Here is a 24440-nt window from a genome sequence, read left to right as displayed (position 1 = left end):
GCAATCAGGAAAATTGCATCTTTTTTAACAGTTATTTAAGAATGTATTAACATCCGATCCAGCGCCAATTTCGCATTTTTAGCTATTTCTGGACTTACATTGATCATATTATTTGTCTCCGCTAACGTATCGAGGCTCCAAACTAAATGCGGCAGGTCAATTCTGTTCATGGTTAAACACGGACACATATGCGGATTTAATGAGATAATCTTTTTATCCGGATGATTTTGAATTAAGCGGTTGACCAGATTCATCTCTGTTCCAATCGCCCATGCCGAGCCAGGCTGAGCCTTTTCAATGGCGTTAATAATATAACTCGTTGACCCTGCCATATCTGCCAATTCCACTACTTCACGACGGCATTCCGGATGGACGATGATATTCATTTTTGGATATTTATAGCGTGTATCAATTACATTTTGAACAGTAAAATTTTCATGAACGGAACAATGACCTTTCCAAAGAATGACTTTTATTTTCGAAAAATCACCTTCGTATTCGAGCTCATGATTTATTGGGTTCCAAACAGCCATTTCGTCTAAGCCTATACCTAGTTCAACGGCCGTATTTCGACCTAAATGCTGATCTGGCAAAAATAGAATTCGTTCCTTTATTTCAAATGCCCACTTCACCATCTTCTCTGCATTAGATGAAGTGACCGTTGCCCCGCCATGTGCACCGACAAATGATTTAATTGCTGCGGTTGAATTGACATAGGTTAAAGGGAGAATCGTGTCTCCAAATATCCCTCCGAGCGTTTCCCACGCTCTTTCGGTTTGCTGTATATCTGCCATATCAGCCATTGAACAGCCGGCACGCATATCAGGTAAGATGACCTTTTGCTGGTCACTTGTTAAAATATCTGCAGTTTCCGCCATAAAATGAACACCACAGAAGACAATAAATTCTGCTTCTTTATTTTCAGCTGATAATTGTGCCAGCTGTAAGGAATCACCTGTGGCATCTGCAAACTGAACCACTTCGTCTTTTTGATAGTGATGTCCTGGAATAAACAGGCGTGAACCCAACTGTTTCTTTACCTCAATCACACGGTTTTCGAGTTCTTCTCTCGTCATTTGTTTATATTTTTCAGGAATCATCCTATTTTTTTGTATAGAGGCCAAGATATTCATTTTACGCATCTCCCTTTTCCCAAAGTACTTTTACACTGATATCGAGGGCTTTATATGAATGTGTTAAGTACCCTAGTGAGATGTAATCCACACCTGTATCGCGAAAATCCCCAATATTGGCTAATTGAATTCCACCTGAGGCCTCGGTAATGATGTGAGCTGGAACTAATTGAATCAATTCCTTAATTTCATCTGGGGTACGATTATCAAACATGATAATATCCACTCCTGCATCAACAGCTTCAATCACCTGTGCTTCCGTCTCCGCCTCCACTTCTACTTTCACCATATGGCCGGCATTTTTGCGAATGGCGTCTACGGCCTTGGTAATCGAACCGGCAAAGGAAATGTGGTTATCTTTAATCATGACTCCATCATATAATCCAAACCGGTGATTATAACCGCCACCGCAGCGAACCGCATATTTTTCAAGCATTCGGAGTCCGGGCGTTGTTTTCCGTGTATCACAAATTTTCGTATGACCACTATCAAGGGTGGTAACTGTTTTTCGTGTTAGCGTGGCAATCCCGCTCATCCGTTGAACTAGATTGAGGATAACTCGTTCTCCTTTTAATAAATCGGCTATTTTCCCAGAGACACGAGCAAGCGTATCACCATATTTAATTTCTTCGCCATCCTTCACAAACACTCGAATGGTTAGGCCGTTATTTAAGAGGTGAAACCCAGTTTTGATAATTTCCTCGCCACAAAAAACACCTTCATCTTTTGCAAGAAAAACAATTTCCCCATTGGTATCGTCTGCAAAGATTAAATCGGTGGTTATATCCTGTTCCCCAATATCTTCAATAAAAAATTTCTCAAGTTGCGAGCGCAGTTTCAATTTGTTCATCGGACTTCTCCATTCCCTGTTTATAGTTATGAATGATTGACTTCCTTAACCAACGGTTATCTTCCTCTTTTGAAAAATCAATTCTGAAGTGACCGCCCCGGCTCTCTGTCCGAATGAATGCAGATTCTGTGATTAGACTAGCAGTGATTAGCATAAAAACCTTGGTCATGTCTAGAGTAGAACATGTATCTAAATGAATATTTTTTGCCTGATATTGCTCTAACCAAGCTTGTTGCTTTTTCAAATTCACCTTATTGCGAACAATTCCAACCCGTTCCATCATTAAGTCCTTAATTTTTTCAATAGCTGGTAAATTAAATTTCTCTTCCTTTTGCAGTGGATAAAAATAATCTTGAGCTAAAACCAGTGGTTCTTTACTTGCCTCATTGATCCATTGCGACAATTTCTCCCCTTGAAATAATCCTTCTAATAAGGAATTACTAGCCAAACGATTCGCACCGTGCAAGCCCGTGCAGGCGGCTTCTCCGATGGCATAAAGTCCATCCAGCGACGAACGCCCAAGTAAATCTGTTTTAATTCCTCCCATTAAAAAATGACTTCCAGGTGCAACTGGAATTTTCCCATCGGAGATTTGGATTCCGTTGTCCTTACAAATAGAAGTAATCGAAGGAAATCGTTTTCTAAACTCTTTGATAGTGCTTATATCTAAATAAACCTGTTTGCCTTTTTTAAGAAATTCATAGATTCTTTGCGAAACCACATGTCTAGGGCCAAGGTCTTTTAAGGGGTGAACACCCTCCATGATTTGAGTCCCGTCTTCCGTAACCAGTGTGGCCCCTTCTCCCCTTACTGCTTCCGAAATTAACCCCTTCGTTTCACCGTTTATATATAACAGCGTCGGGTGAAATTGGATAAACTCCATATCAACGATATCAGCACCGGCTAAATAAGCCATCGCAATCCCATCGCCGCTAACCGTAGGAGCATTTGAAGTGTAAGTATATAATTGTCCACACCCACCGGTAGCGATAATGACATGTTTGCCGTAAAATCTTTGAATCGCACCAGTTGATACTTTAGCTTTAACTCCGATACAACGCTTCTGGTCGTTATTTAGGAGTAATTCATAGACAAAGACATCCTCTTCGACCGTAATATTTATCTTTTGCTCGAGCTGACTGATCAGAAACTCCATGACGTTTTTGCCAGTGGCATCGCCGCCGCCATGAACAATTCTCTTTTCACTGTGAGCCCCCTCCATACCAAGGTACAATTCCCCTTCTTGATCTTTATCAAAGATATCACCTTGTTGAGCAATCCTCTGAATAAGATCAGGCGCAGCATGGATAATTTGCTGAACTGCATCTGGATTGTTGTGAAATCTGCCTGCTTCTAGTGTATCGACAATATGTTTAGAAGGATGGTCATTTGCACCCAACGCGGTTGCAATCCCACCTTGGGCAAGATACGAATTAGCCGTTCTTAATTTTTCCTTTGTGAGAATCCTCACATTTACATCATCAGTTAATTGAGTAGCCAGCTGTAAGGCTGCGATCCCACTGCCAATAATTAATACATCATCATTTGTCATCAAGCGATCCTCCTGACATAACAGGTGTCTTGACATATATATTTACATAGATTTAAACTAAAAACAAGTATTTTTATAGAAAAGTAGAATGGGAGGTGTGGAATGAAATATTTTGATTATGCAGCGACTACTCCATTAGACCCTGAAGCAGCAGAAGTGTATGTGAAAGTTGCGACTGAATACTTTGGGAATGCCAGCAGCCTCCATGATATTGGCGGTCAATCTGCTGCCTTGCTTGAAAACTGCCGGGAAGAATTAGCGAATCTAATTGGCATCGATAAAAATGGCCTTTTTTTCACAAGCGGTGGGTCTGAAGGGAATTTCTTAGCGATTGAAGCACTTTTGTCCTCACCTAAAAAGGCAGGGAACCATATTATTGCAGGAATGGCGGAGCATTCCTCCGTCCACGGTGCCCTAAACAGGCTAAAGGAAGCTGGATATGAAATCACACGGCTTCCTTTCGATTCAACTGGTTTGATCAATCTTGAACAGCTCGAAAGATCGATTAAATCAGAAACGATATTAATGATACTGCAGCATGTTAATTCTGAGATTGGGACGATTCAGCCAATCAGTGAAATTGCAAAAATTTGTATGGACAACAATATTCACCTGCACAGCGATTTTGTGCAGTCTTTTGGAAAAATAGATCTAAAACCTGTTGCTCCATTGGTTAGTAGTTTTTCTTTTTCCGGTCATAAAATCTATGGACCAAAAGGAATTGGGGGCGTCTATGTCAATCCTCAACTTAAATGGCAACCGTTTTTTCCAGGAAGCTCTCATGAAAAAGGATTCCGCCCAGGCACAGTAAATGTCCCTGCGATAGCATCCATGACGGTAGCTGCCCAGAAAATAACCGGAAGAATCCTAGTGGAAAATAGTAAGGATCAATTATTGCGGAAAACCTTTATTGATACACTTGAGCCCATAAAAGAACAAGTGAAGATTTATCAAGATGACGATGGTTCGCAGCTCAATAGTATTATCGGGCTTGGGATAACTGGAATTGAAGGTCAATGGATGATGCTGGAATGCAATCGATTAGGGTTTGCAATATCCACCGGAAGTGCCTGTCAGCTGGGGTTACAGTCCCCTGCCAAAGTGACGCAAGCCCTAGGATTAACTGCTGGAGAAGCAAAAGAGTTTATCCGGATCTCATTTGGCCATTCCACTAGTCTGGAGGATGTGATCGAGCTCGGGGAAAGTATGGTTAAAATCGTGAATGCATTCAAGGCAGTTTCCGTTATATAAAAAATTTAAACTATGCTAAAATAGGTAAACAGCAAATAGAAATAGGAGGAATTTTATGATCGAGCAAAAAAAAATATTGGGAGAGGAAAGGAGGTCATTAATTTTACAACAGTTAAAAGATAGCCCTGTCCCGCTGACAGGAAGTGAACTTGCCAATCGAACCAATGTAAGCAGACAGGTGATTGTTGGGGATATTACTCTTCTAAAGGCAAAAAATGAACCGATTATTGCCACCAGCCAAGGTTATATTTATTTAAAGCAAAACTCCGGCACTAATTCCTTTGAACGAACGATTGCATGCAAACATTTGCCGGAAGATACAGAAAAAGAGCTTAATTTATTAGTGGACCATGGTGTGCTAGTGAAAGATGTAAGGATTGAACATAGAGTCTACGGAGATTTGACTGCATCGATTATGGTTTCCAATCGCCAAGAGGTTAAACAATTCATAGAAAACATACAAAAGACCGGAGCTTCCCTATTATCTGAGTTAACAGAGGGAATCCACCTCCATACCATTTCAGCAGCTAGCACCCAAGTCTTAGACAAAGCGGAAGCTGCCCTTAAAGCTGAGGGTTTTATGATTGAATCCTAAAAAATGCTCCGTGCCATAATTGGCGGTGGAACTAGACATTAACAAAAGGACCCGTGCAAGTCTCGGGTCCTTTTGTTAATCCAATTCCACTTTCTTCGCAGGATAGCTTCCAAGTAATTTGACACCACAACCTAATGCCTCTAGCTCAGCGATTGCTCCAGGTATTAAAACCTCATCCAACTTCATTTCGATATCTATAATGAAGAAATAATTGCCAATTCCCGTTTTCATTGGCCTTGACTCAATTTTTGAAAGATTTAATTTTCTCCAGGCAAACGCAGATAACACCTGATGAAGTGCTCCCGCATGATCATCCTCAGGCAATGTCACCATGAGCGTCGTTTTGTAATGGGATGAACCACTCAAGGTTTGGAAATCAAAATTCTCTTCGGTTAGTACCACAAATCGCGTGTGATTATAGTCGAAATCATGGATATTTCTTTGCACAATCGACAGGCCATATTCTTTCGCGGCCAATTCATTGGCAATCGCGGCAGACATTAATTCAGGCTGTTCCATGACCATCTGTGCTGCGGCCGCCGTTGAAGACACACTATCAACCGGCACACCCTTTAATTGATTATGTAAAAATTTATGACACTGTGCAATTGCATGGGAGTGACTGTACACCTTGCTTACTTCCCGCCAATTTTCCTTATTATCAGGATGCACCATCAAATGCTGCTTAATCGGTAAGGTAATTTCACCGATAATCGGAATCTGGATAACTTGTGTTAAATAATCTAGTGTAATATTAACAGAACCTTCTAGCGCATTTTCAATGGGGACAACTGCAAGGTCCACTTCCTTCTCAACGATGGCATCCATACTTGCAGGAATCGTCTGATAGGGCTTAAGTTCAAATCCTTGAAAAACTTTCTTCACCGCTAACTCTGTAAATGTACCTTTTGGTCCTAAGTATCCAACCTTCACTGTTTCCCCACTCCTTATTGTTTTAAAAAGAAAGCTGAGAACCGGCCGTAGTTTAACTACGCACCTGTTCCCAGCACCTCTATCTTCTCTACAAATTCGAGCCTTCTCAGTTCTTTAAGTAACTCATCTATTTCCATCGTAATGTTCGAAGTGTTTAATGAAAGTGTCACATTTGCCCTGCTTTGCAACGGTATCGTTTGATGAAGAGTCACAATATTGCAGCCTGAGTTTGCAACCACACTGAGCAATTTTGACAGCGTGCCTGAGCGATCTTCCAAATGAAAGAAAAGTGAGATAATCTTTTCCTTTTTAATAGTTGAGAAAGGAAAAACAGTATCTCTGTATTTATAAAAAGCACTTCTGCTTAAATCTGCTTGTTGAACGGCATCTGCAATGGATTCCACCTTACCTCGCTCAAGCATTTCCTTAACATCCAGCGTTTTTTTCATCGCTTCCGGCAACACATCTTCACGCACTAAATAAAATTTCTTATCCGTGTTTTCCATTTTTATCACTCTACCTTGATCTCTTCAGGGTCTTTTCTTCTTACTCAATAAACTCAAATTCAAACTCCATTAGCTTTACAATGTCCCCGTCTTTTGCTCCTCTTTCCCTTAATGCTTCATCGACACCAAGACCACGAAGCTGGCGTGCAAAGCGGCGAACGGATTCTTCTCTTGAGAAATCTGTCATCTTAAAGAGTTTATCTGTCTTTTCACCAGTGACGACAAAAGTACCATCCGATTCTCTCGTAATTCTAAAGGCTTCAGGCTCTGCTTCGTGCTTATAAAGAACACGATGGACACCCGTTGTTTCCTCTTCTTCGTGTTCAAGTGGAAATTCTGGTGTTTCCTCAATTTTATCAGCTACAGCATACAATAGCTCACGCAACCCTTTTCTTGTAACCGCTGAAATCGGGAAGATTGGATAGTCTTCTTCAAGCTGCTCCTTAAACTTCTTTAAGTTTTCCTCTGCTTCAGGCATATCCATCTTATTAGCTACAATTACTTGTGGGCGCTCTGTTAAGCGTAGGTTATACTCTTTTAATTCCCGGTTAATCGTCAGATAATCCTGATATGGGTCCCTGCCTTCCATCGCAGCCATATCAATTACATGGACAATAACCCTTGTCCGTTCAATATGACGTAAGAATTGATGTCCGAGGCCAACGCCTTCACTTGCCCCTTCTATCAGTCCTGGAAGGTCTGCCATGACAAAGCTTCTGCCATCTTCTGTTTCGACCATGCCAAGATTAGGAACAATCGTTGTAAAATGGTACTCAGCGATTTTTGGTCTTGCCGATGATACAACGGATAAGAGTGTCGATTTCCCAACGCTTGGAAATCCAACGAGGCCGACATCAGCAAGCAGCTTCAATTCTAGAATGACTTCACGTTCTTGTCCCGGTTCACCATTTTCAGAAAGCTCCGGTGCTGGATTTGCCGGGGTTGCAAAGCGGGAATTTCCTCGTCCGCCACGACCGCCTCTAGCAATAATAGCCTGCTGCCCATTCTCAACTAAATCCGCAAGAACTTCCTTCGTTTTTTCATCAATCACGACTGTTCCAGGTGGTACCTTAACAATCATATCCTTTGCACCGGCACCGTGCTGGTTTTTGGACATGCCATGCTCGCCGCGTGGTGCTTTAAAATGACGCTGATAACGGAAATCCATTAATGTGCGCAAGCCTTCATTTACTTCAAAAACCACATTGGCACCTTTACCGCCATCTCCGCCTGCCGGGCCGCCTTTTGGTATATATTTTTCCTTACGAAATGCGACCATACCATTTCCGCCATCTCCAGCTTTTACATAAATCTTCGTTTGATCAACAAACATCTTATTCCTCCAGTCTGCAATTCGAATGAACTTTTGTCACGAAAAGTAGCTCAGATTTCCCCTATTTTTTTTGAATAGGGATAAAAACTTCTACTCCGAGTTCACTTTTTGAGAATTCCTTGACCACTACATCCAATTGGTTCTTAGGGTCAGAAAGGAATGCTTCGATTAATTTACTTTTTATTATTATCCCGCTAAAGTCAAAAAAGAAACGAACTCCTTCTGATTGCGGGTCAATTGATATGGATAAATGATTTTCTTGAAAAATTTCAATTGCCTCGTTCAAACATTTAAAAAAATGATACGTCCAATTGGTGATCAGTTCCTCATTCATTTGAAAGGATTCCGAATCCTGAAGCACCTCATATTCAAGCTTAAAGGAAGGATTCTCCCAATTAGACTTTAACAGCAACGAAGCAAATAAAGGCATTTTTAAATTTGATAGCTTGGACTCGTGCTGCGCTTCGATAATAATTTCGTCAATAACCGCTTTTGCCCGGTCGATTCGATTTAAATCCAAGTTCCCCTTAATTAATTGAAGCCTATTTAACCAATCATGTCGAGAATGCCGGAGCACCTCAACAATATCCCATTCTTTCTCCATACGTACACTCCCACATTAAGTGTCACAACACTATTTTGCTGATAGTATATCAAAAAAATTACCATGAGTAAGCATTTTTATGTGATGAAAGATCATTAGAGGCAAAAAGAAGCATCTACGAAGTCATTTTCCTGAAGAAAATTGGGAAGGAAAAATTCGTTATCAAAAAGAAAACTCTAACCAAACAGGTTAGAGTTTTCGTTAGTAATCCTTAAGCTTCTTGAGCTACTGGATAAACGCTCACTTTTTTGCGATCACGACCGAAACGTTCAAATTTCACAACGCCGTCAACTTTTGCAAAAAGTGTATCGTCGCCTCCACGGCCAACGTTTTCACCTGGGTAAATCTTTGTACCGCGTTGACGGTAAAGGATTGAACCACCAGATACAAATTGTCCGTCTGCACGTTTAGCGCCAAGACGCTTAGCGTGTGAGTCACGACCGTTTCTTGTAGAACCTACACCCTTTTTAGATGCAAACAACTGAAGATCTAATTTTAATAACATTTATTCCACCTCCTGCTTTTTGAAGGTAATCTTTATGTGCTTCCCGTATTCTTCTTCAATCGCTCGTAATGAAACAGCCATTCCTTCGAGAAGAAGCTGCACTTTCTCTTCTGTACTTTCCGGAAGATTTTCCGGAATTACACAACGGAGAAAACCAGGCTTGTTTTCAAACTCTGGAGTCACACCTGTTAAGGCATGCACTGCATTGATTGCCCCTACAGATACTGCCGAAGCCCCTGCACAAACGATATCCTCGCCATGCTTTGCAAACTTGGCATGTCCGCTCATTGTAAACGACTGAATAGTTCCGGACTCAGTACGATTAATCCTAATTTGAATCATCTATCCTTCAACACCTTATGCGTTGATTTTTTCGATGACTACTTTAGTGTAAGGTTGACGATGACCTTGCTTCTTACGGTTGTTTTTCTTCGCCTTGTACTTGAAAACAATGATTTTCTTTTGACGGCCTTGTTTTTCAACTTTAGCTGTAACTGTAGCGCCTGCAACAACAGGGCTTCCTACTTTTACATTTTCACCGCCAACGAAAAGAACCTTGTCAAAAGTAACTGTTTCACCAGCTTCAACATCTAATTTCTCAATGTAGATAGCTTGGCCTTCTTCGACTTTCAATTGTTTACCGCCAGTTTCGATAATTGCGTACATGAACTGCACCTCCTTATAAACTCAGACTCGCCAGACACAGGCGCTTAAAGCATAATGCCAAAGACTTAATACCTGTTTTGTGCGGTTGTAGCACGGGTGCTACAAACATAACATTAAAATCCTAACATAAAATAGGCAAAAGTGTCAATAGAAAATTAAGAACATCATTTGGAGTCTAATGCTTTGTGGGAGATCTCATTTACATTGCCAAACTGCTTCAAAACATAATAATGGCGGGGTGATGACTGGACTGAAAAATACAGTTTGATATGGATGAGCTCCTCTAATGCCTCCCGGTGGGCTTCATTTGGTCCTAACAGCGCCTCTTTCACCTTTTCGGTGGTTTCCACCAAGACTGCCTCGAATTCAGAATTACGATGCTCTAGGAGCTCACGTTCTAGCCTGAAGCCAACCGTTTCCGGACTAAGGATTTTGCCCGTCCCATCACAAACAGGGCATTTGACCTCAAGTGCCTCCGAAAGGGTGACCTTGGTCTTTTTTCTTGTCAGTTGAAGAATGCCGAGCGGTGTAAAGCCAATCATTTTTGTTCGTTTCTGATCCTTGGTTAATTCCGCTTCAATCAGGGTGAGAATCGATTGCTTGTCCTTTTCACGAGTCATATCAATGAAATCGATGAGAACGATGCCGCCAATATCACGTAAACGCAGCTGCCTCACTACTTCTTTTGCAGCAAACTGGTTTGTTTTTAAGATCGTTTCCTGATAGTCCGTCTTCCCGGAAAATTTCCCAGTATTTACATCAATGATCGTTAATGCTTCCGTTTCGTCAAAAATAAGGTAGGCCCCTGTATCTAGCCAGACGATGTGCTTGAGGGCTTTATCAATTTCGTGTTCCACTTTATGTACAGAAAAAATATTCTCTTTTCCATTGTAGTAAGTATGGTTGACCTGATTGTTTTTCTCCTCAAGCTGTTTTTTAAGGGCTAAATCGTCGACAATTACTTCTCCACTCGACATTCTCCCAACCTGTTCCAAAATCATTTCAATAAAAGAATCTTTTTGAAAAATAGGCCCTGTTTTTTTTAAAGCAGCTGCTTTCTGCAATAGTTCTTGGTGGGATTGGCGCAGATTTGTTAATTCAGATAGGATTTCTTCTTCTGTACTCGATATGGCTGAAGTACGGAAAATAACCCCCTCTTCCACTGTTTTCAAGCGACTGGCCATACGGCGGAATGCTGCTTTTTGCCCTTCATCGGCAATTCTTTTGGAAACTGCCACGTAGCGTCCTTTTGGCATGTAAATCAGATTGGGCCCTTGTATTTCAATAATCCCCGTCACTCGAGCACCTTTGGTCCCGGTTGCATCCTTATTGACCTGAACCAGCATTTTTTCACCCTGGTGGGCAAAGGATGTGACAGACTTTTGTTTTTCGGAAGATAGGAGATACGAAGGCAGCGTGTCCCGGTGTAAATAGGCATTTTTCTCTTCACCAATATCAATGAAGACCGCATTCATCCCCGGTAGAACTTTCGTTACTGTCCCATAATAAATATTACCGACCAGTGATCGATGTTCTGGCCGGTCAAAAATGATATTTTCTACACGGTTGTTTTTCAGATAAGCAAATCGCTTTTCGCGTGCGTTGTAATTAACTATTAATGTTTCCAATCAAGCGACCTCACTTTTTTCTTCTAATTATACCTTTTTAGTTCGACCATGTGAAACAAGCATGGCGATTTCCGCCCTAATCACATATGTTTAATAAGAAAAAAGAAGGTCGCTGATTTTGTCGGTTAGTCGTTTTTCGGTGAAGTAGGCGTGCAATAGTTCGTTTTCGTCTAATATTCCTTTTTCTTTGCCGTCTGCTTCGACGATGATAGGATGTTTACAACCGCGTTGGAATTTTTCTAAGACGTGAATTAGCAGCTCCTCTTCATTGGCTTCTATCGGTTTCAGTGTCCGTAAATTGGATTTTTTTCCATAATAACGCTCCAATAAAAATCTCATAAAAATAAAGCGCCGTTGCTTCCATTCGTGGTAAAGAGAGAAATAGAGGAATCCGATGATGACCCAGACATTGATATGGGTCGGGGCTGCGATTGCAATGACTAGCGAAAAGATGGATAGGCTGACCCACGAAAGGATGAGTGTTAGACGATGAGCGCTCGGGAAAGAACTTTTTAATGAGAGCAGTAAAAATACCAGTTTCCCGCCATCCAGCGGCCAAACCGGAAAAAAGTTAAACATAAAAATCATTAGATTATAGCTTAAGAATAGTTGAAAAAGGTCTTCAGGCATTAAGTTGACGCTAACCAACCCGTAGGCTAGAGCCACCATCCATACATGCTGGAGCGGCCCAGCAAGAACGACAATCGTCTCTTCTCGTAACGGTCGATTGCCATGCTCATCCATTTCAGCAACCCCGCCAAACGGCAGCAGGGTAATTTTCTTGATTCTCCATGAAAAAAAAGAAGCCGCAGCAGCATGCCCCATTTCATGAATAAAGATAATTCCAAGTAGCAAACAAAGCTCAAGAAAATGAGCAGTAACAATGGAAAGTCCAATCACAATCCACAACAAGGGATGGATAGTTATCAGCCGGAATAAATATAGAACTCTATTCAAAGCGAATCACCTGGATTGGGTCGATGAAATCATCGCCTTTTTTTATCGCAAAGTAATATTTTCCTTTGGTTTTATCTTCTCCTGCAGACACTGAAACCGTGCCAACCACTTGTCTTTTTTCGATATATTCATACAAGTTAACCTTGATTTCGTCCAAGTTTCCATACCATGTCTCGGTCGAATCCGAATGCTGAATAATAACTGTTTTTCCTAAATCCTCCTTTACACCTGCGAAGGTAACGATGCCATCATTAATCGTTTGAACTGCAGCCCCTTTTCCTGTTTCAATCATGATACCCTGACCGTTTTTTTCAAAGTTTTCAAGGATTTTCCCCATCGCTGGGACAGAAAATGCCTTTTCAGCCACCTCTTTTTTTCCGGTTTGATCTTTTTCAGAAAATGGCAAGAGTGCTAGAGGCTTTCCAAACTTGCTTTCGTACCAATTTGAAACAGTCGCAAACTTAAAATCCTTTTCCATCGTTTTGGCAACCACATCCCTGGCTGGCTCAAAAGCAGCCGATTGATTCCGAAATAGGATGGCTATCACTAGAAACAGGAGGACCGAGGACAATATTTTGAAAAAAAATACTTCCTTCTTAAATAATGGATGCCCGTCATCGCCATTACTACTTCCTGAAGGTGTAAATTGATTAAATCCATATTTTTCATCGTCACTTGGCCAAGTAATTTGGCGGTCAGGATTTTTAACAGTAGTCGTTCCTTTATCATTTTTCCGCCTTGCGATTCGGCGCCGAATTTCTTCCGGTGTAGACCGCGTCATCCCTATCAACCCTTTTCCCACTAATTTGTACAAGTCTATGAGGGAAATTGAAAGAGTATGTCTGAAAAAAAATAGCCTGTCCACAGGATTGTGGGCAGGCTGCTAGCTCGCTTTCACTTTTCGTTTTAACGTACACCAAAAAACTTTTTAATTTTCTTGAAGACGCCTTGGTTTGCATCTTCAAGGGACTGCAATGGAATGGATTCACCAAGAATCCGTCTGGCTATATTTCGATAAGCAATCGATGCTTTGTTATTTGGATTGAGGGCAATTGGTTCACCGTGGTTTGATGCTTTAATCACCTCGTCATCGTCCGCAACGATGCCAATCAGCTCGATCGATAAATGCTGAGTGACTTCATCAATCTCAAGCATATCACCATTTTTCACCATATGATTTCGAATCCGGTTGATAACTAATTTCGGCGATTCCATATCGGGTTGCTTTTCAAGCAGGCCAATGATTCGGTCAGCATCCCGTACAGCAGAAGCCTCTGGCGTGGTAACGACAATCGCCTTATCTGCTCCAGCGATAGCGTTTTGGAATCCTTGTTCAATTCCAGCTGGGCAATCAATAATAATATAATCATAATCTTGCTTTAATTCTAAAATCAGTTCTTTCATTTGCTCTGGTTTCACAGCTGATTTATCAACGGTTTGCGCAGCCGGCAATAAATATAATAACCCATCAAATCGTTTGTCCTTCACAAGGGCTTGATGAATTTTGCATCTTTTTTCGACGACATCAACCAAATCATAAATGATTCGGTTCTCAAGTCCCATAACAACATCCAAGTTACGAAGTCCGATGTCTGTATCTACTAAACATACCTTTTTTCCTTGAAGGGCTAATGATGTGCCGATATTAGCAGAAGTTGTTGTTTTTCCTACTCCACCCTTACCGGATGTAATTACTATTGCCTCTCCCACTTTAATGTCCCCCTTCTAATCTCGTTAAATTAGGTCTTAATTGGATTAAAACTTGTAATCTATCAACAATGATTTGGCGGGTATCATCAATGTAAGCACATTCCATTTCCCGATTCTCATTGCTTTGGATGCTGTCTGGTGCTCTATTTAAACAATCACTAATTCGAAGTTGGGATGGTTTCATTCTTGACGCAGCGATGACAGCTTGGTCATTGCCATAGCAGCCGGCGTGGGCTATACCTTTTAATGTACCCATGATAAAAATGTTTCCACCTGCAATCACCGTTCCACCCGGATTGACATCGCCAATTAATAGCAGGTCACCTGGGACTTCAAGGACTTGTCCTGAACGAATAATTCTCGAAACCGTCACGACCTCCGTATCAGCCAGTAACTGCCCTGCTTCTTCCTTTGTGATTACGTTTGATTCAATATCATCAACTTCAAAATTCTTCTTTTGACGAATTAAGTCCTTTAGCTCTCCCCGCTGCGATTCCGTTAAATAGCGGTTGCCAATTTCCACCTTGACGGAGGTTAATTGACGCTCATCCTGTGCCCTGGCATTTGCTGAAAGCTTATGGTCTAGTTCCCTTTTAAGTTCTTCGTAGGAACAACTATCGTCAAGATGAAGGACGAGTCCTTCCTTCGTTCCTTTTATTGTAACATTTTGCCGTTTTTTCATGGAGAAATTTTCACCTCATAATAAGAAAGCAATTTCGAAACAGGCATTATTCATTCGTTTCATAGGGATTTGCAAGCCCTCATGCTTATTCCGAATCAAAGTACATATCATACTTTAATAAAAATTCGACACGATACGTCCATTCTCCTTTTTTTATAAAAAAATCATTCTGCCCTCATTGCTTCCGAATGTTTTTCAAATAGCCACTTTAATGGATAGGCGGCAATTAGAGTAATCGCTGCATTTAATAATAGGGTTGGGTAAAAACGCAAGTTAATAAAGCCCATAAAATCAAGGTCTGTTACATGGATTAAAAAGTTCATTTCATAAACGCCAATCTCTAATAATGAGATACCGATTAGGGAAGCAAGAAAAGCAGTGATAAGATTTGCTTGCCAAACCTGCAGTAATTTATAAATGAGGTACGAGATAAATGGATAAAGGAAAAAGTAAATACCGATAATTTCGACATAAACAATGTCAAATAAAAGGCCGAAGATCGCCGTATAAATAATCCCTTGCTTTTTTCCGACAAAAATTGTAAGAAACAATAGGGATGTAAACAGAAAATGGGGTACAAAAATTCGTTCAAAACCAAAAATCTTTGCCGGCAAAAACTCGACAAACAGACTTTCTAAAATAAAAAGAAAAAGAAACAAAAGAGGAAGAATGAATTTTCTCAAAACTCCCTCACCTTCCCATCAGATATTTCAGATTTAACAGGCTGAGTCATTAATCTTTTAATGACAATCACGTTTTCAATATCATAAAAGTCCGCCCCTGGTTTCACCAAGGCCGTTTGATTTAAACCATACTGGTCAGGCTTAACATCCACCACTTTTCCAATCATCAACCCTTTTGGAAAAACACCGCCTAAACCGGAAGTAACAACGGTTTGACCTTTTTCTACTTTTGCCCCTGAAGGAATCGCCTTAATTAACAGTAATTTTTGTTTGTCATCAAAACCTTGGACAAATCCATACACATCTTTTTTCCCTTGGACGACCGCTGAGATTCGATTTTTCGGATCCATGGCACTCAGCAGCTGTACTGTTGAACTAAATTGGGTTACATTTTTTACTTTTCCAATTAAGCCGGTTGCGGTAACAACCGCCATATCTTTTTTAATGCCGTTTAGTTTGCCTTTGTCGATAATAATCATTTCATGCCAACGATCAGGGTTTCTGCCAATTACGGTAGCCGGTAATGGTTTGAAGTCTCTCAGGGTTGTTTTTTCACCGAGAATGCCTCGCAATTCTTCATTGTCTTTGGTCAACTCTTGAACTTGTGCTTCAAGATTGACAAGATTTTCGATCCGCGATTTTAATTCCTTATTCTCACCGTATGTATCTTGCAAATCCTGGAGATTTTCAAAAAAGCCTGCAACAAAATGCGTAGGCTTTGAAACCAGGGATTGAACCCAGCCGGTCGTATCTTTAACAAATTGCTCCGGCCAGGATAGCTTACTTCTCTCCCTTAAAGAAAACCCAATCAATGCCACGAGAACAATGATGCTGACAAGCAAAATAATCAGACGTTTATTCAGAAAGAACTGTGGCATGATTATACACCTCTATTTTTCTAAAAAAGTATCGTTTTTGGACGTTGATAGTTATCTTACTAGTACTTCGCTTTTCTAATTAACGTGAATCTCGTGTTTTGTTCTTAAATAAATGAATATGATCCAATGCTTTTCCTGTTCCAATTGCTACGCAATCGAGTGGATTCTCGGCAATCAGGACCGGCATTTTCGTTTCTTCACTTATGGCTTTGTCCAAATTGCGGAGCAGCGCGCCACCACCAGTTAGAACAATTCCGCGGTCCATAATATCAGCGGCAAGTTCTGGTGGTGTTTTTTCCAACGTGTTCTTGACTGCTTCAACAATTGCATAAACCGTATCGCGCAATGCGCCGGCAATTTCTTTAGCCGTTATTTCAATCGTCTTTGGCAGGCCTGTTAATAAATCCCGCCCGCGAATTTCCATATTTTCAACACCATCAGTATCCCCTGCGGAGCCGATTTCCATTTTAATTGCTTCCGATGTCCGTTCACCAATCATCAAATTATAATTTTTTCTGATATAAGTTATAATCGACTCGTCCATTTCATCACCAGCGACACGAATCGAAATACTTGTGACAATTCCGCCTAATGAAATGATGGCAACTTCAGTAGTCCCCCCGCCAATATCGACGACCATACTTCCGGTTGGCTCCCAAACAGGTAAATTTGCGCCAATCGCTGCTGCAAATGGCTCCTCAATCGTATAAGCATCCTTTGCACCTGCTTGTCTAGTCGCATCAATAACCGCTCTTTCCTCGACGGCGGTAATCCCAGATGGAACACAAACCATCACATAGGGATTGCCCGTAAAAACGTTTTTCCCCTTCTGTGCTTGACGAATATGGTGCTTCATCATTGCCGCTGTTGTTTCAAAATCAGCGATGACTCCATCCTTCATCGGTCTAAGGGCAACGATATTCCCCGGTGTTCGTCCAATCATATTTTTCGCATCGTTACCAACCGCGACAATAGTTTTCGTATCTGTCTGCATCGCCACAACCGATGGCTCGCGTAAGACAATTCCTTTTCCTTTTACATAGACAAGGGTATTCGCAGTCCCCAAGTCAATCCCAAGATCTCTAGCTCTAATTCCAAACATAATTTTGTATCTCCCTTTCTGATACGTATTGCAATAACTCCAATAGGTAGGTAATCACATTAATATCATGTCTTTTTTCTCAATTATTTATCTAGTTACTAATTTAAATAGTCCTAAAAAACCATAACCAATATTATAACGCAACGTTAAATAAAATCATAGTTTATAGATAACCTTTTTCTTTCAGGCTCACAAACTTATTCTCGCCTATGATCAAATGATCGAGGAGGTCGATCCCGATTATCTTTCCGCATTCAACCAGCCTTTTCGTCACCTCAATATCCTCACGGCTAGGCGCCGGGTCGCCACTAGGATGATTATGCGCTGCAATAATCGAGGCCGCTGACCGCTTTAATGCCTCGCGGAACACCTCACGCGGGTGGACGATCGAAGCATTTAAGCTGCCAATAAAGATGGTTTGCTTATGAATGACCTGGTTCTTTGTATTTAAATACATACAAACAAAATGCTCTTGTGATAAAAAGCGCATATCATTCATCAGGTACTTTGCACCGTCTTCCGGCGAGCGGATGACATACCTGTCCTTATAATCGAGGTTCGAAATTCTTCGGCCAATTTCGACGGCCGCAAGAATTTGAATCGCCTTCGCCGAACCAATGCCTTTGATCTCGGTCATTTCTTCCAAGCTAGCCCCTTTTAAGAGTCGTAACCCTTCAAAATGGGTGAGCAGTCGATTCGATAGCTGCAGAACCGATTCATCTTTTGTCCCGGTCCTAAGCAAGATGGCGATTAATTCATGATTCGATAAACTTTGTGGACCATGTTCAATAAAACGTTCCCTTGGCCGTTCATCTTGCGGGAAATCACGGATCATTAATGTATTAGTGGACACTTTTTCCCCTCCCTATATAAGGGAGTTAATGAACAAAAAAGTTTAATACGGCAACTGGTAGCCTGCCTTTTTCAATTCTCGAATCGTTCTTGAAACAGGCAGACCCACAACCGCAAAATAGTCTCCATTTATTTTTTTGACAAGCATACCACCGAGCTGCTGAATGCCATATGCACCTGCTTTATCAAGCGGTTCACCACTTTTTACATACGCCCGTATTGAGTCGTCCGTTAACTCCCAAAACCAAACTTCGGTTTTTTCATAAAACTTTGTAGTACCAGTTGGAGACACAATCGAAACTCCTGTGTAGACTTCATGCTGCCGACCTGACAAGCTTTTTAACATCGTAAAGGCTTCTGCTTCATCTGCGGGCTTACCTAGGATTTGATTATCCGCAACAACAATTGTGTCCGAGCCAATCACAAAGGCGGTAGGGTTATCTTTAAAAACTACCTGCGCCTTCCGATCGGCTAACTCCATCACTACTTCATTAGGAGAGAGCGCCGGATCAAAACTTTCATCAACTTCACTACTGGAAATCGCGAATGTTAAACGGAGATTTTCTAGAAGTTCTTTTCGCCGTGGAGAAGAAGAGGCTAAAATGAGGTTCTGCATTTAATCACCTTACCTTTTTGGTACGTATTAGGGAGATACAATTCAATCCTATCAGAAATTGAAACAGCAAACAATTTTTATATTATTAAATTTTGATGGAAATTGTAAAATTATGCGGAATCATATGACCAATGAAACATGAAAAAGGCCTATCCAGATTCGATAGGCCTTATTTCCCGGAAAATATCTAATCGTGTCGGATATTGATTACTTAGAAAAATAAAGCGACAAGAAGTTTAGTAAATGCTGTTGAGCATCACTAAGATTTTTCTCGTCCTTTGATTCTTGAAACCTTTTAACTTTTTCTTCTGCACTGACCAATTCTGCCTTTAAATCCTTTAGCTTTTCATTTTTAATGCTACTTTTTAATTGAACTTCAATGTCGGAAAGAGCTTTAATTGCTTCCTCAGGAAGTTCCTTGGTTAGGAGGGCATTTGAAGTTGTCAGCGATAGCGTCTGATAAATGGTAGGTACTGCTTTTATTAGGGTCTTTTCTTTATCTGTGACGCTATTAAATTCCTTTTCATCTAATAACATCGGCTTGGCAAAGACATCCTCAATTCCATTTTCTTTATATTGTGCTCCAAGTGATTTAGCTGCTTCAATTGAATCGGCCACACCAAGGAACAAAAAATACTTGCCATCCATTACTACAGTCTGTGACGGGACGCCTTTCGAGGCTAGATTAGAAGAGGTTTCCTTAGCACCCGCTTCCGATGAAAATACCCCACCTTGAATAACATAAGCAGTTACTTGAGCGATCGTTGCTGAACTGTTCTTGCCTTCATTTGTTTTAGTTTCCGTGTTAGCAGGCTCGTTAGTGACGACCGCAGGTTCGGTTACCACCGTCTTGTTAGATGGTGGTGTGATCACTAACTTCAGCATGACCACCCCGATTGTGGTTCCGATAAGAATAGCGAAGGCAGCAGATATTAAGATTGTTCCTAAAGGCCGGCCGCTTTTCTTCTTGGTATTCTTGGTATTCGCTGTGAAGGTTGTTATTTTTGGTAGGGTCTTTTTTTTGCTAGTTTGACTTGGGATATTTTTAAATTCCTCGATGTCATTTTCGGAGGATTCAGGAATAATCCAGTCAAAGCTTTCATCGACAGATTCTTGTGCCGCTGCCGTCTCCTGGAAGATATCCGGTTCTCGTAGATTTGTATTTATTTTTATTACTTTAGGAATGGGGTCGCTGTTTTCTTCCGTATCTTTTTTTGGAGGAACCTCCTGATGATGTGGGTTTTCTCCATTTAATTTAATCTTGATTGTATTGCCTTTATTAGGCTTGTCCACTAAACCGTACTCCTCTCTCTTCCGATGAGTCATTGGTTTCATCCTATCATAAAGGCAAAAAAAAATAACAAGACTTTTGTCGTCTTGTTATCGTAGACTTTCGCCAAATTATTTACTAGTTTGGCACAGTGTTAATTATGGCTGCGTCTCGGTCGTTGCTGAGAACTGGCTCAATGGATTATCTTTACCCGCTGGTTTAGGGGCATCGATTTTCGGAATCTCCGCAGCAAGATCATCTAAACTTGGCATGTAAAACGCAGAGAATGTCAAACTATAGGTTAATGGCGGTTCTTCTTGATCTAAACTTGTAATCTCTTCACCGCCTGAATAACTAATCGATTCAACCACGATAATCCGCTTCAAAGATTCAAGTGTTTCAACAAACTTCTCCAATTTCTCATAGCTTGGTGATTCAACACTCAGTGAGACTGTCATCTTCTTCATGCCCGCAGTTTGGTTCGCGGCCGCTTGTTGTGCTGCCGTGTCCTGATTGGCTGTGGCTTGATTAGTATCAGTTTGATTGGTAGTAGTTTGTTGCCCATTAGCATTTTCGGCATTTGCTTGGTCAGCAGCAGTACTTACATCCGCGTCTTTTGAAAAACTCATTGAGCTAATCTTACTATTTGAAAGATTTTCTGCTTTTTCTAAGTCTAAAATAAGCTGTTCCTGCAATGGTTCTACAGGTAATTTCTTCTGTAATTCCTTTGTATCTTCAGAAGTTTTTTTCGTATCTTCAGCCTTTTTTTGACTTGCGATTTCCAATAGTTTTTGTTCAGACTCAAGTGACTGCTGCTTAATACCTAAATCTGATTTTAAAGGAGATAGCTTAAAGAATTGAGCATAAACAATGAGAAATACTACTATAAGAGTAACGATCCCTATAATTATGCTATCTCTTTTTGAGAAACGGAGCTTCATGAAGCAGTCACTCCTTCCTCATTCTTCTTGCTCTTGTTGATATTCTTTTTAACAATTTCTTTATTTAGCTTTATTTCAAACTGCCCTGTATAGCGCGGTAGTATATTGTCATTCTTATTCTTACTCGTTTTACTGTTTGAAGCTGTGGTTGAGTTTGAGATAGTATTCGTATTTGATGTTGTGGCAGACGTAGTTGTTTGCTCACCTGTTGTTCCTGTCGTGGAATTCGTTTGACCATTAGTAGTGGCAGTCGAATTCTGGTTTGACGCATCATTTTGATTCGTTTGATTCGTTGTTTGTGTTGTTGAATTATTTGATGTATTGGTTATGTTTGATTGACTAGTTGTTGCAGATGTTGAGTTAACAGCCGTCGACTCTGCCGTTGCTGCAGCGGTTAATGAACTCAAACTTGCTTCTTCAATCCATTTAGATTCATTAAGATTATCTAAAAAGTACGCAGCTTCTCGAGCACTATCAAATTGCACCGATAACGAAATTGTCCCTGCCTCTGTGTAAGCAAAGCTCTTTATAAAGCCACGTTCAGGTAACAATGATGTCAAATGGCGCATGACAGGAATGGTCTGAATCGGATATTCATTTGCCCACTCGATGGCACTCTTTAATTGATTAACAGAGCTAGCCGCTTCTACTGCTTCTGTACTTTTATTTTCTTTTTCAGCAATCTTTTTTGTCATCGAAATTTGCCTATCTAATGAGGCAATGGTACTTTTAACAGCATTTGTCTGCCAAAGGTAAAAAGCGCCCACTAGTAACAATAAAGTAACTAAACTAGATAAAGTGATGATAAAGCCAATTTTTTTCGGTTCCTTTTGGGGAAGCAGGTTAATTTCTACCAACATTATTGCACCCCTTTTAAGGCGAGACCTAAAGGTAGTAATAAACTAGGAGGCAGAATAACTTTTTTATCTGGTTCAAGAGAAATCATATCGATAGGCACGTCAAATCTCTCTTTCATTTCCTCGTAGATTGCAGTCAGCATCGGATGGTCACCGTTCAATAAGAACTTGGTAATATCACTTTTTTCATTGTTAAGTGTATAGCGGTAAAAGTCGCTTAACTTATTAATTTCTCTAAAGATATCCTCAAATTGAATCACTAACTCTTCTGTTTCGCCTGTATACTTAAATATCAATTGCCCAGCCATGTCCGTCTTTACATCCCATAGGTCGACATTAAATGGTATAGCAAATTGACGCATCACAAGCGGAACATTTTGTTCAAATATACATAGATTCACACTCGTTAAGTCAAATTGTACAGAGAATAGAACTTCATTTGCACTTGTTTGGTCAAGTTGATGATACAAACGGTACAAGGCAAGCGGGGAAATATCTGCCGCAATCGGGTTAAGCTTAAGTTTTGATAGTAAGTTTGCATACTCCATTACCTGCTGCTCCGGTGCTACAAATAAAAGTAAATCCCTTGTTTTGCCATCACTTTCTAGCGAATAAAAATCAAAGACCGGTTCTTCAAATGGTAAGTGGATACTAGAACCAAGCTCTAAATAGAGATATCCCTGAATTTCATCATCCTGTATTTCAGCAGGAATCGAAACTTTCCGGATGATGACAAGCGGGTCCGGCACTAGAAAGCGAACTTGCCGTCTTTGAATTTTCCATTCTCCGATACACTCTTCCAAAATGTTTGCCAAGGAATCGATATCCGTAATTTTCCCATCACTAATAATACCAGGGGGGAGAAACCGTTCGTTCCATCTTTGGGCAGAAGGTGGATTCGCCTGCTTTAATTCAAGAAGACGAATCGAATGATCATTCAAAACCAGATTAATTATTCGGTTTTTAGGTGTAAAAAGGGAAAAAGCCATATAAAAAACCCCTTAAGTTTTTATCCTTGATTAAGGAAATGTATATACAAATCAATTAATTCCGATCCCCAATAATACGCTGTTAATGTTCCTGCAGCAATAAACGGTCCGAATGGAATTGGCTGCCGCCTTTTGACGATTTTAAAAAGTAAGGCCAATCCTCCGATCACAGCTCCGAATAATGTCGAAAGAAAGAAGGACAAAAGTACTAGTTTAAACCCTAATACCAATCCAAGTAAGGCATATAGTTTAATATCCCCACCACCCATTCCGCCTTTACTGACAAGAGCGATGACGAGGAGAAGGATAAATCCAGATACAGCACCAAGGAGGCTGTCCCACCATGGGGTTAACGGCCAAACAATCCGTTCCAATAAAAAAATCCCTGTAAACCAGATTAGAATTTTATCAGGGATGAGCATATAGTGAATATCTGAAACTATGATAATCATAAACATGGAGATTAGTGTTAATGCTACCACTAATTCACCAGACCAGCCAATAACTAATGGGGCTGTCATAAATAGTAAACCCGTAAGTAATTCAAAAATTGGATAGATAGGAGAAATCCGCGACTGACAGCCGCGGCATTTTCCTCCTTGGATTATATAAGATAGAACCGGTATAAGTTCAATTGCTTTTAGCTGATGACCACAATTCGGACATGCTGAGCGTGGGGTTACAATTGAGTTCTTTACTGGGACTCTCAGTCCCACTACATTAAAGAAGGATCCAAATATTAAGCCTACAAATAAAATGTAAAGTTTGATAATCGTCATTCCCCAATAATATTCCATCTATTTTAACTATTTTTTGCAACAACGGATCTCTTAAGATCAGATGATAAAGTTAAATTTATATGCCTTTGTCCACCGTAGAGTTTTACTCTATATTCTAACTTACCCGCGTTATTTGTAATCTTTACAAAAGAAGTATCTGTAGAAGAGATATCAGTAGCTAGATTTGTATTATTAGCTGGAGTAGCATCACCTTCAACAAAGGTACCAGGTGCATAAACATTTGCTCCACCATCAGGATCTTTTACATCTTCTATATATCCCTTTGTTTGAAGATATGTTAAAGGAATGTACACTGATGCATTTAGAGCTGGCATTAAATTATCATCACTAGCTACAGCAGTTTTAGCAGAATTTACCATTTGAGTTGCATTAGCAAGATGTGCATCTTTTTTAGAATTGTCAATTAACCCTAAAATTGATGGAACTGCAATTGCAGCAATTATTCCTAAAATAACAATAACTGCAAGTAATTCAATCAATGTTAAACCTCGTTGATCTTTAAGCTTATTTTTCAACATTTGACGCATTAACTTCATCTCCCTTTATG

The 24440-nt window shown here is 40.4% G+C and carries 28 protein-coding genes and 1 other annotated feature; of the genes, 2 read left to right on the top strand and 26 right to left on the bottom strand.

Features of this window, described 5'->3' with window-relative positions:
* Positions 1 to 35 precede the first annotated feature (35 nt).
* Genes nadA through nadB form a run of 3 tightly spaced genes read right to left on the bottom strand, consistent with a single transcriptional unit; the run spans position 36 to position 3535 of the window.
* On the bottom strand, positions 36 to 1133 hold the full coding sequence (gene nadA / locus RCG22_RS21915) for a quinolinate synthase NadA (protein WP_308104702.1): 1098 nt from the start codon (positions 1131 to 1133) through the stop codon (positions 36 to 38).
* Position 1134: 1 nt separating this feature from the next.
* A complete protein-coding gene (gene nadC, locus RCG22_RS21910) occupies positions 1135 to 1983 on the bottom strand; it encodes a carboxylating nicotinate-nucleotide diphosphorylase (protein ID WP_308104701.1) in 849 nt (282 codons plus the stop codon).
* Positions 1952 to 3535 (bottom strand): L-aspartate oxidase, encoded by a 1584-nt coding sequence (gene nadB, locus RCG22_RS21905; RefSeq protein WP_308104700.1) that lies wholly within the window; start codon positions 3533 to 3535, stop codon positions 1952 to 1954. The genes nadC and nadB overlap by 32 nt, the downstream gene beginning before the upstream one ends.
* A gap of 102 nt (positions 3536 to 3637) precedes the next feature.
* On the opposite strand from nadB, the gene RCG22_RS21900 reads away from it, so the two are divergent.
* Together RCG22_RS21900 and RCG22_RS21895 are read left to right on the top strand one after the other, a co-directional pair.
* Positions 3638 to 4786 carry an IscS subfamily cysteine desulfurase gene (locus RCG22_RS21900; RefSeq protein ID WP_308104699.1) on the top strand — a complete coding sequence of 383 codons (1149 nt, stop codon included), beginning with the start codon at positions 3638 to 3640 and terminating at the stop codon, positions 4784 to 4786.
* A 55-nt stretch (positions 4787 to 4841) separates the two neighbouring features.
* Entirely contained in the window at positions 4842 to 5381 is a 540-nt protein-coding gene (locus tag RCG22_RS21895; RefSeq protein ID WP_308104698.1) for a transcription repressor NadR, read from the top strand.
* Positions 5382 to 5456: 75 nt separating this feature from the next.
* Here RCG22_RS21895 and pheA read toward each other — a convergent pair whose 3' ends face one another.
* From pheA to RCG22_RS21780, 23 genes are all read right to left on the bottom strand, one after another.
* Positions 5457 to 6314: a prephenate dehydratase gene (pheA, locus tag RCG22_RS21890; RefSeq protein ID WP_308104697.1), complete on the bottom strand. Its 858-nt coding sequence runs from the start codon at positions 6312 to 6314 to the stop codon at positions 5457 to 5459.
* Positions 6315 to 6370: 56 nt separating this feature from the next.
* Positions 6371 to 6820, bottom strand: coding sequence for an ACT domain-containing protein (locus RCG22_RS21885; protein WP_308104696.1), 450 nt, complete (start codon positions 6818 to 6820; stop codon positions 6371 to 6373).
* Between the two features lie 40 nt (positions 6821 to 6860).
* Positions 6861 to 8153, bottom strand: a complete 1293-nt coding sequence (gene obgE / locus RCG22_RS21880) for a GTPase ObgE (protein ID WP_098259660.1) — start codon at positions 8151 to 8153, stop codon at positions 6861 to 6863.
* Positions 8154 to 8214: 61 nt separating this feature from the next.
* Positions 8215 to 8757, bottom strand: a complete 543-nt coding sequence (locus tag RCG22_RS21875; protein ID WP_308104695.1) for a sporulation initiation phosphotransferase B — start codon at positions 8755 to 8757, stop codon at positions 8215 to 8217.
* 211 nt (positions 8758 to 8968) lie between these two features.
* The gene (rpmA, locus tag RCG22_RS21870; RefSeq protein WP_066257887.1) at positions 8969 to 9262 is read right to left on the bottom strand and encodes a 50S ribosomal protein L27; all 294 of its coding nucleotides are present in this window, start codon (positions 9260 to 9262) and stop codon (positions 8969 to 8971) included.
* On the bottom strand, positions 9263 to 9604 hold the full coding sequence (locus RCG22_RS21865; protein ID WP_308104694.1) for a ribosomal-processing cysteine protease Prp: 342 nt from the start codon (positions 9602 to 9604) through the stop codon (positions 9263 to 9265). It abuts the gene before it with no gap.
* A 15-nt stretch (positions 9605 to 9619) separates the two neighbouring features.
* Entirely contained in the window at positions 9620 to 9928 is a 309-nt protein-coding gene (gene rplU / locus RCG22_RS21860) for a 50S ribosomal protein L21 (RefSeq protein WP_026563440.1), read from the bottom strand.
* Between the two features lie 13 nt (positions 9929 to 9941).
* Positions 9942 to 10025: a sequence feature (ribosomal protein L21 leader region), on the bottom strand.
* 67 nt (positions 10026 to 10092) lie between these two features.
* Positions 10093 to 11556: an Rne/Rng family ribonuclease gene (locus tag RCG22_RS21855; protein WP_308104693.1), complete on the bottom strand. Its 1464-nt coding sequence runs from the start codon at positions 11554 to 11556 to the stop codon at positions 10093 to 10095.
* Between the two features lie 90 nt (positions 11557 to 11646).
* Entirely contained in the window at positions 11647 to 12513 is an 867-nt protein-coding gene (locus RCG22_RS21850) for a M50 family metallopeptidase (protein ID WP_308104692.1), read from the bottom strand.
* Positions 12506 to 13294 carry a peptidoglycan DD-metalloendopeptidase family protein gene (locus RCG22_RS21845; RefSeq protein WP_308107222.1) on the bottom strand — a complete coding sequence of 263 codons (789 nt, stop codon included), beginning with the start codon at positions 13292 to 13294 and terminating at the stop codon, positions 12506 to 12508. Before RCG22_RS21845 ends, RCG22_RS21850 begins: the two co-directional genes overlap by 8 nt.
* Positions 13295 to 13419: 125 nt before the next feature.
* The gene (minD, locus tag RCG22_RS21840; RefSeq protein ID WP_098259666.1) at positions 13420 to 14223 is read right to left on the bottom strand and encodes a septum site-determining protein MinD; all 804 of its coding nucleotides are present in this window, start codon (positions 14221 to 14223) and stop codon (positions 13420 to 13422) included.
* Between the two features lies 1 nt (position 14224).
* A complete protein-coding gene (gene minC, locus RCG22_RS21835; RefSeq protein ID WP_098259667.1) occupies positions 14225 to 14905 on the bottom strand; it encodes a septum site-determining protein MinC in 681 nt (226 codons plus the stop codon).
* A 164-nt stretch (positions 14906 to 15069) separates the two neighbouring features.
* A complete protein-coding gene (gene mreD / locus RCG22_RS21830) occupies positions 15070 to 15588 on the bottom strand; it encodes a rod shape-determining protein MreD (RefSeq protein WP_308104691.1) in 519 nt (172 codons plus the stop codon).
* Positions 15585 to 16466, bottom strand: coding sequence for a rod shape-determining protein MreC (gene mreC / locus RCG22_RS21825; RefSeq protein WP_098259669.1), 882 nt, complete (start codon positions 16464 to 16466; stop codon positions 15585 to 15587). The genes mreD and mreC overlap by 4 nt, the downstream gene beginning before the upstream one ends.
* Before the next feature lie 79 nt (positions 16467 to 16545).
* Positions 16546 to 17568 (bottom strand): rod shape-determining protein, encoded by a 1023-nt coding sequence (locus RCG22_RS21820; RefSeq protein WP_098259670.1) that lies wholly within the window; start codon positions 17566 to 17568, stop codon positions 16546 to 16548.
* 163 nt (positions 17569 to 17731) lie between these two features.
* Positions 17732 to 18421, bottom strand: coding sequence for a RadC family protein (radC, locus tag RCG22_RS21815; RefSeq protein WP_098259671.1), 690 nt, complete (start codon positions 18419 to 18421; stop codon positions 17732 to 17734).
* A gap of 42 nt (positions 18422 to 18463) precedes the next feature.
* Positions 18464 to 19036 (bottom strand): Maf family protein, encoded by a 573-nt coding sequence (locus RCG22_RS21810; protein WP_308104690.1) that lies wholly within the window; start codon positions 19034 to 19036, stop codon positions 18464 to 18466.
* A 207-nt stretch (positions 19037 to 19243) separates the two neighbouring features.
* Complete coding sequence (locus RCG22_RS21805; protein ID WP_308104689.1) at positions 19244 to 20362, bottom strand: SPOR domain-containing protein; 1119 nt, start codon at positions 20360 to 20362, stop codon at positions 19244 to 19246.
* A 102-nt stretch (positions 20363 to 20464) separates the two neighbouring features.
* On the bottom strand, positions 20465 to 21247 hold the full coding sequence (locus RCG22_RS21800) for a pilus assembly protein PilO (protein ID WP_308104688.1): 783 nt from the start codon (positions 21245 to 21247) through the stop codon (positions 20465 to 20467).
* Positions 21244 to 22107: a PilN domain-containing protein gene (locus RCG22_RS21795; protein WP_308104687.1), complete on the bottom strand. Its 864-nt coding sequence runs from the start codon at positions 22105 to 22107 to the stop codon at positions 21244 to 21246. Before RCG22_RS21795 ends, RCG22_RS21800 begins: the two co-directional genes overlap by 4 nt.
* The gene (gene pilM / locus RCG22_RS21790) at positions 22107 to 23093 is read right to left on the bottom strand and encodes a type IV pilus biogenesis protein PilM (RefSeq protein WP_308104686.1); all 987 of its coding nucleotides are present in this window, start codon (positions 23091 to 23093) and stop codon (positions 22107 to 22109) included. Before pilM ends, RCG22_RS21795 begins: the two co-directional genes overlap by 1 nt.
* Positions 23094 to 23113: 20 nt before the next feature.
* The gene (locus tag RCG22_RS21785; protein WP_308104685.1) at positions 23114 to 23890 is read right to left on the bottom strand and encodes a prepilin peptidase; all 777 of its coding nucleotides are present in this window, start codon (positions 23888 to 23890) and stop codon (positions 23114 to 23116) included.
* Positions 23891 to 23895: 5 nt separating this feature from the next.
* Positions 23896 to 24420, bottom strand: a complete 525-nt coding sequence (locus tag RCG22_RS21780; RefSeq protein ID WP_308104684.1) for a type II secretion system protein — start codon at positions 24418 to 24420, stop codon at positions 23896 to 23898.
* Positions 24421 to 24440 lie beyond the last annotated feature (20 nt).

Origin of the sequence: Neobacillus nitrireducens, assembly GCF_030915405.1 — a bacterium.
GTDB lineage: Bacteria > Bacillota > Bacilli > Bacillales > Cytobacillaceae > Neobacillus.
This window is presented reverse-complemented; position numbering and strand designations above follow the sequence as displayed.

What these genes read in the sequence shown, in the direction of transcription:
- RCG22_RS21810 (WP_308104690.1), bottom strand. Translation starts at nt 19,036, where the DNA reads ATGCAGAACCTCATTTTAGCCTCTTCTTCTCCACGGCGAAAAGAACTT.
- RCG22_RS21875 (WP_308104695.1), bottom strand. Translation starts at nt 8,757, where the DNA reads ATGGAGAAAGAATGGGATATTGTTGAGGTGCTCCGGCATTCTCGACAT.
- RCG22_RS21795 (WP_308104687.1), bottom strand. Translation starts at nt 22,107, where the DNA reads ATGTTGGTAGAAATTAACCTGCTTCCCCAAAAGGAACCGAAAAAAATT.
- nadB (WP_308104700.1), bottom strand. Translation starts at nt 3,535, where the DNA reads ATGACAAATGATGATGTATTAATTATTGGCAGTGGGATCGCAGCCTTA.
- RCG22_RS21895 (WP_308104698.1), top strand. Translation starts at nt 4,842, where the DNA reads ATGATCGAGCAAAAAAAAATATTGGGAGAGGAAAGGAGGTCATTAATT.
- minC (WP_098259667.1), bottom strand. Translation starts at nt 14,905, where the DNA reads ATGAAAAAACGGCAAAATGTTACAATAAAAGGAACGAAGGAAGGACTC.
- RCG22_RS21805 (WP_308104689.1), bottom strand. Translation starts at nt 20,362, where the DNA reads ATGACTCATCGGAAGAGAGAGGAGTACGGTTTAGTGGACAAGCCTAAT.
- RCG22_RS21780 (WP_308104684.1), bottom strand. Translation starts at nt 24,420, where the DNA reads ATGCGTCAAATGTTGAAAAATAAGCTTAAAGATCAACGAGGTTTAACA.
- nadA (WP_308104702.1), bottom strand. Translation starts at nt 1,133, where the DNA reads ATGAATATCTTGGCCTCTATACAAAAAAATAGGATGATTCCTGAAAAA.
- RCG22_RS21900 (WP_308104699.1), top strand. Translation starts at nt 3,638, where the DNA reads ATGAAATATTTTGATTATGCAGCGACTACTCCATTAGACCCTGAAGCA.
- RCG22_RS21820 (WP_098259670.1), bottom strand. Translation starts at nt 17,568, where the DNA reads ATGTTTGGAATTAGAGCTAGAGATCTTGGGATTGACTTGGGGACTGCG.
- RCG22_RS21800 (WP_308104688.1), bottom strand. Translation starts at nt 21,247, where the DNA reads ATGAAGCTCCGTTTCTCAAAAAGAGATAGCATAATTATAGGGATCGTT.
- obgE (WP_098259660.1), bottom strand. Translation starts at nt 8,153, where the DNA reads ATGTTTGTTGATCAAACGAAGATTTATGTAAAAGCTGGAGATGGCGGA.
- nadC (WP_308104701.1), bottom strand. Translation starts at nt 1,983, where the DNA reads ATGAACAAATTGAAACTGCGCTCGCAACTTGAGAAATTTTTTATTGAA.
- rplU (WP_026563440.1), bottom strand. Translation starts at nt 9,928, where the DNA reads ATGTACGCAATTATCGAAACTGGCGGTAAACAATTGAAAGTCGAAGAA.
- RCG22_RS21865 (WP_308104694.1), bottom strand. Translation starts at nt 9,604, where the DNA reads ATGATTCAAATTAGGATTAATCGTACTGAGTCCGGAACTATTCAGTCG.
- RCG22_RS21785 (WP_308104685.1), bottom strand. Translation starts at nt 23,890, where the DNA reads ATGGAATATTATTGGGGAATGACGATTATCAAACTTTACATTTTATTT.
- pilM (WP_308104686.1), bottom strand. Translation starts at nt 23,093, where the DNA reads ATGGCTTTTTCCCTTTTTACACCTAAAAACCGAATAATTAATCTGGTT.
- mreC (WP_098259669.1), bottom strand. Translation starts at nt 16,466, where the DNA reads ATGCCACAGTTCTTTCTGAATAAACGTCTGATTATTTTGCTTGTCAGC.
- rpmA (WP_066257887.1), bottom strand. Translation starts at nt 9,262, where the DNA reads ATGTTATTAAAATTAGATCTTCAGTTGTTTGCATCTAAAAAGGGTGTA.
- RCG22_RS21845 (WP_308107222.1), bottom strand. Translation starts at nt 13,294, where the DNA reads ATGACGCGGTCTACACCGGAAGAAATTCGGCGCCGAATCGCAAGGCGG.
- RCG22_RS21885 (WP_308104696.1), bottom strand. Translation starts at nt 6,820, where the DNA reads ATGGAAAACACGGATAAGAAATTTTATTTAGTGCGTGAAGATGTGTTG.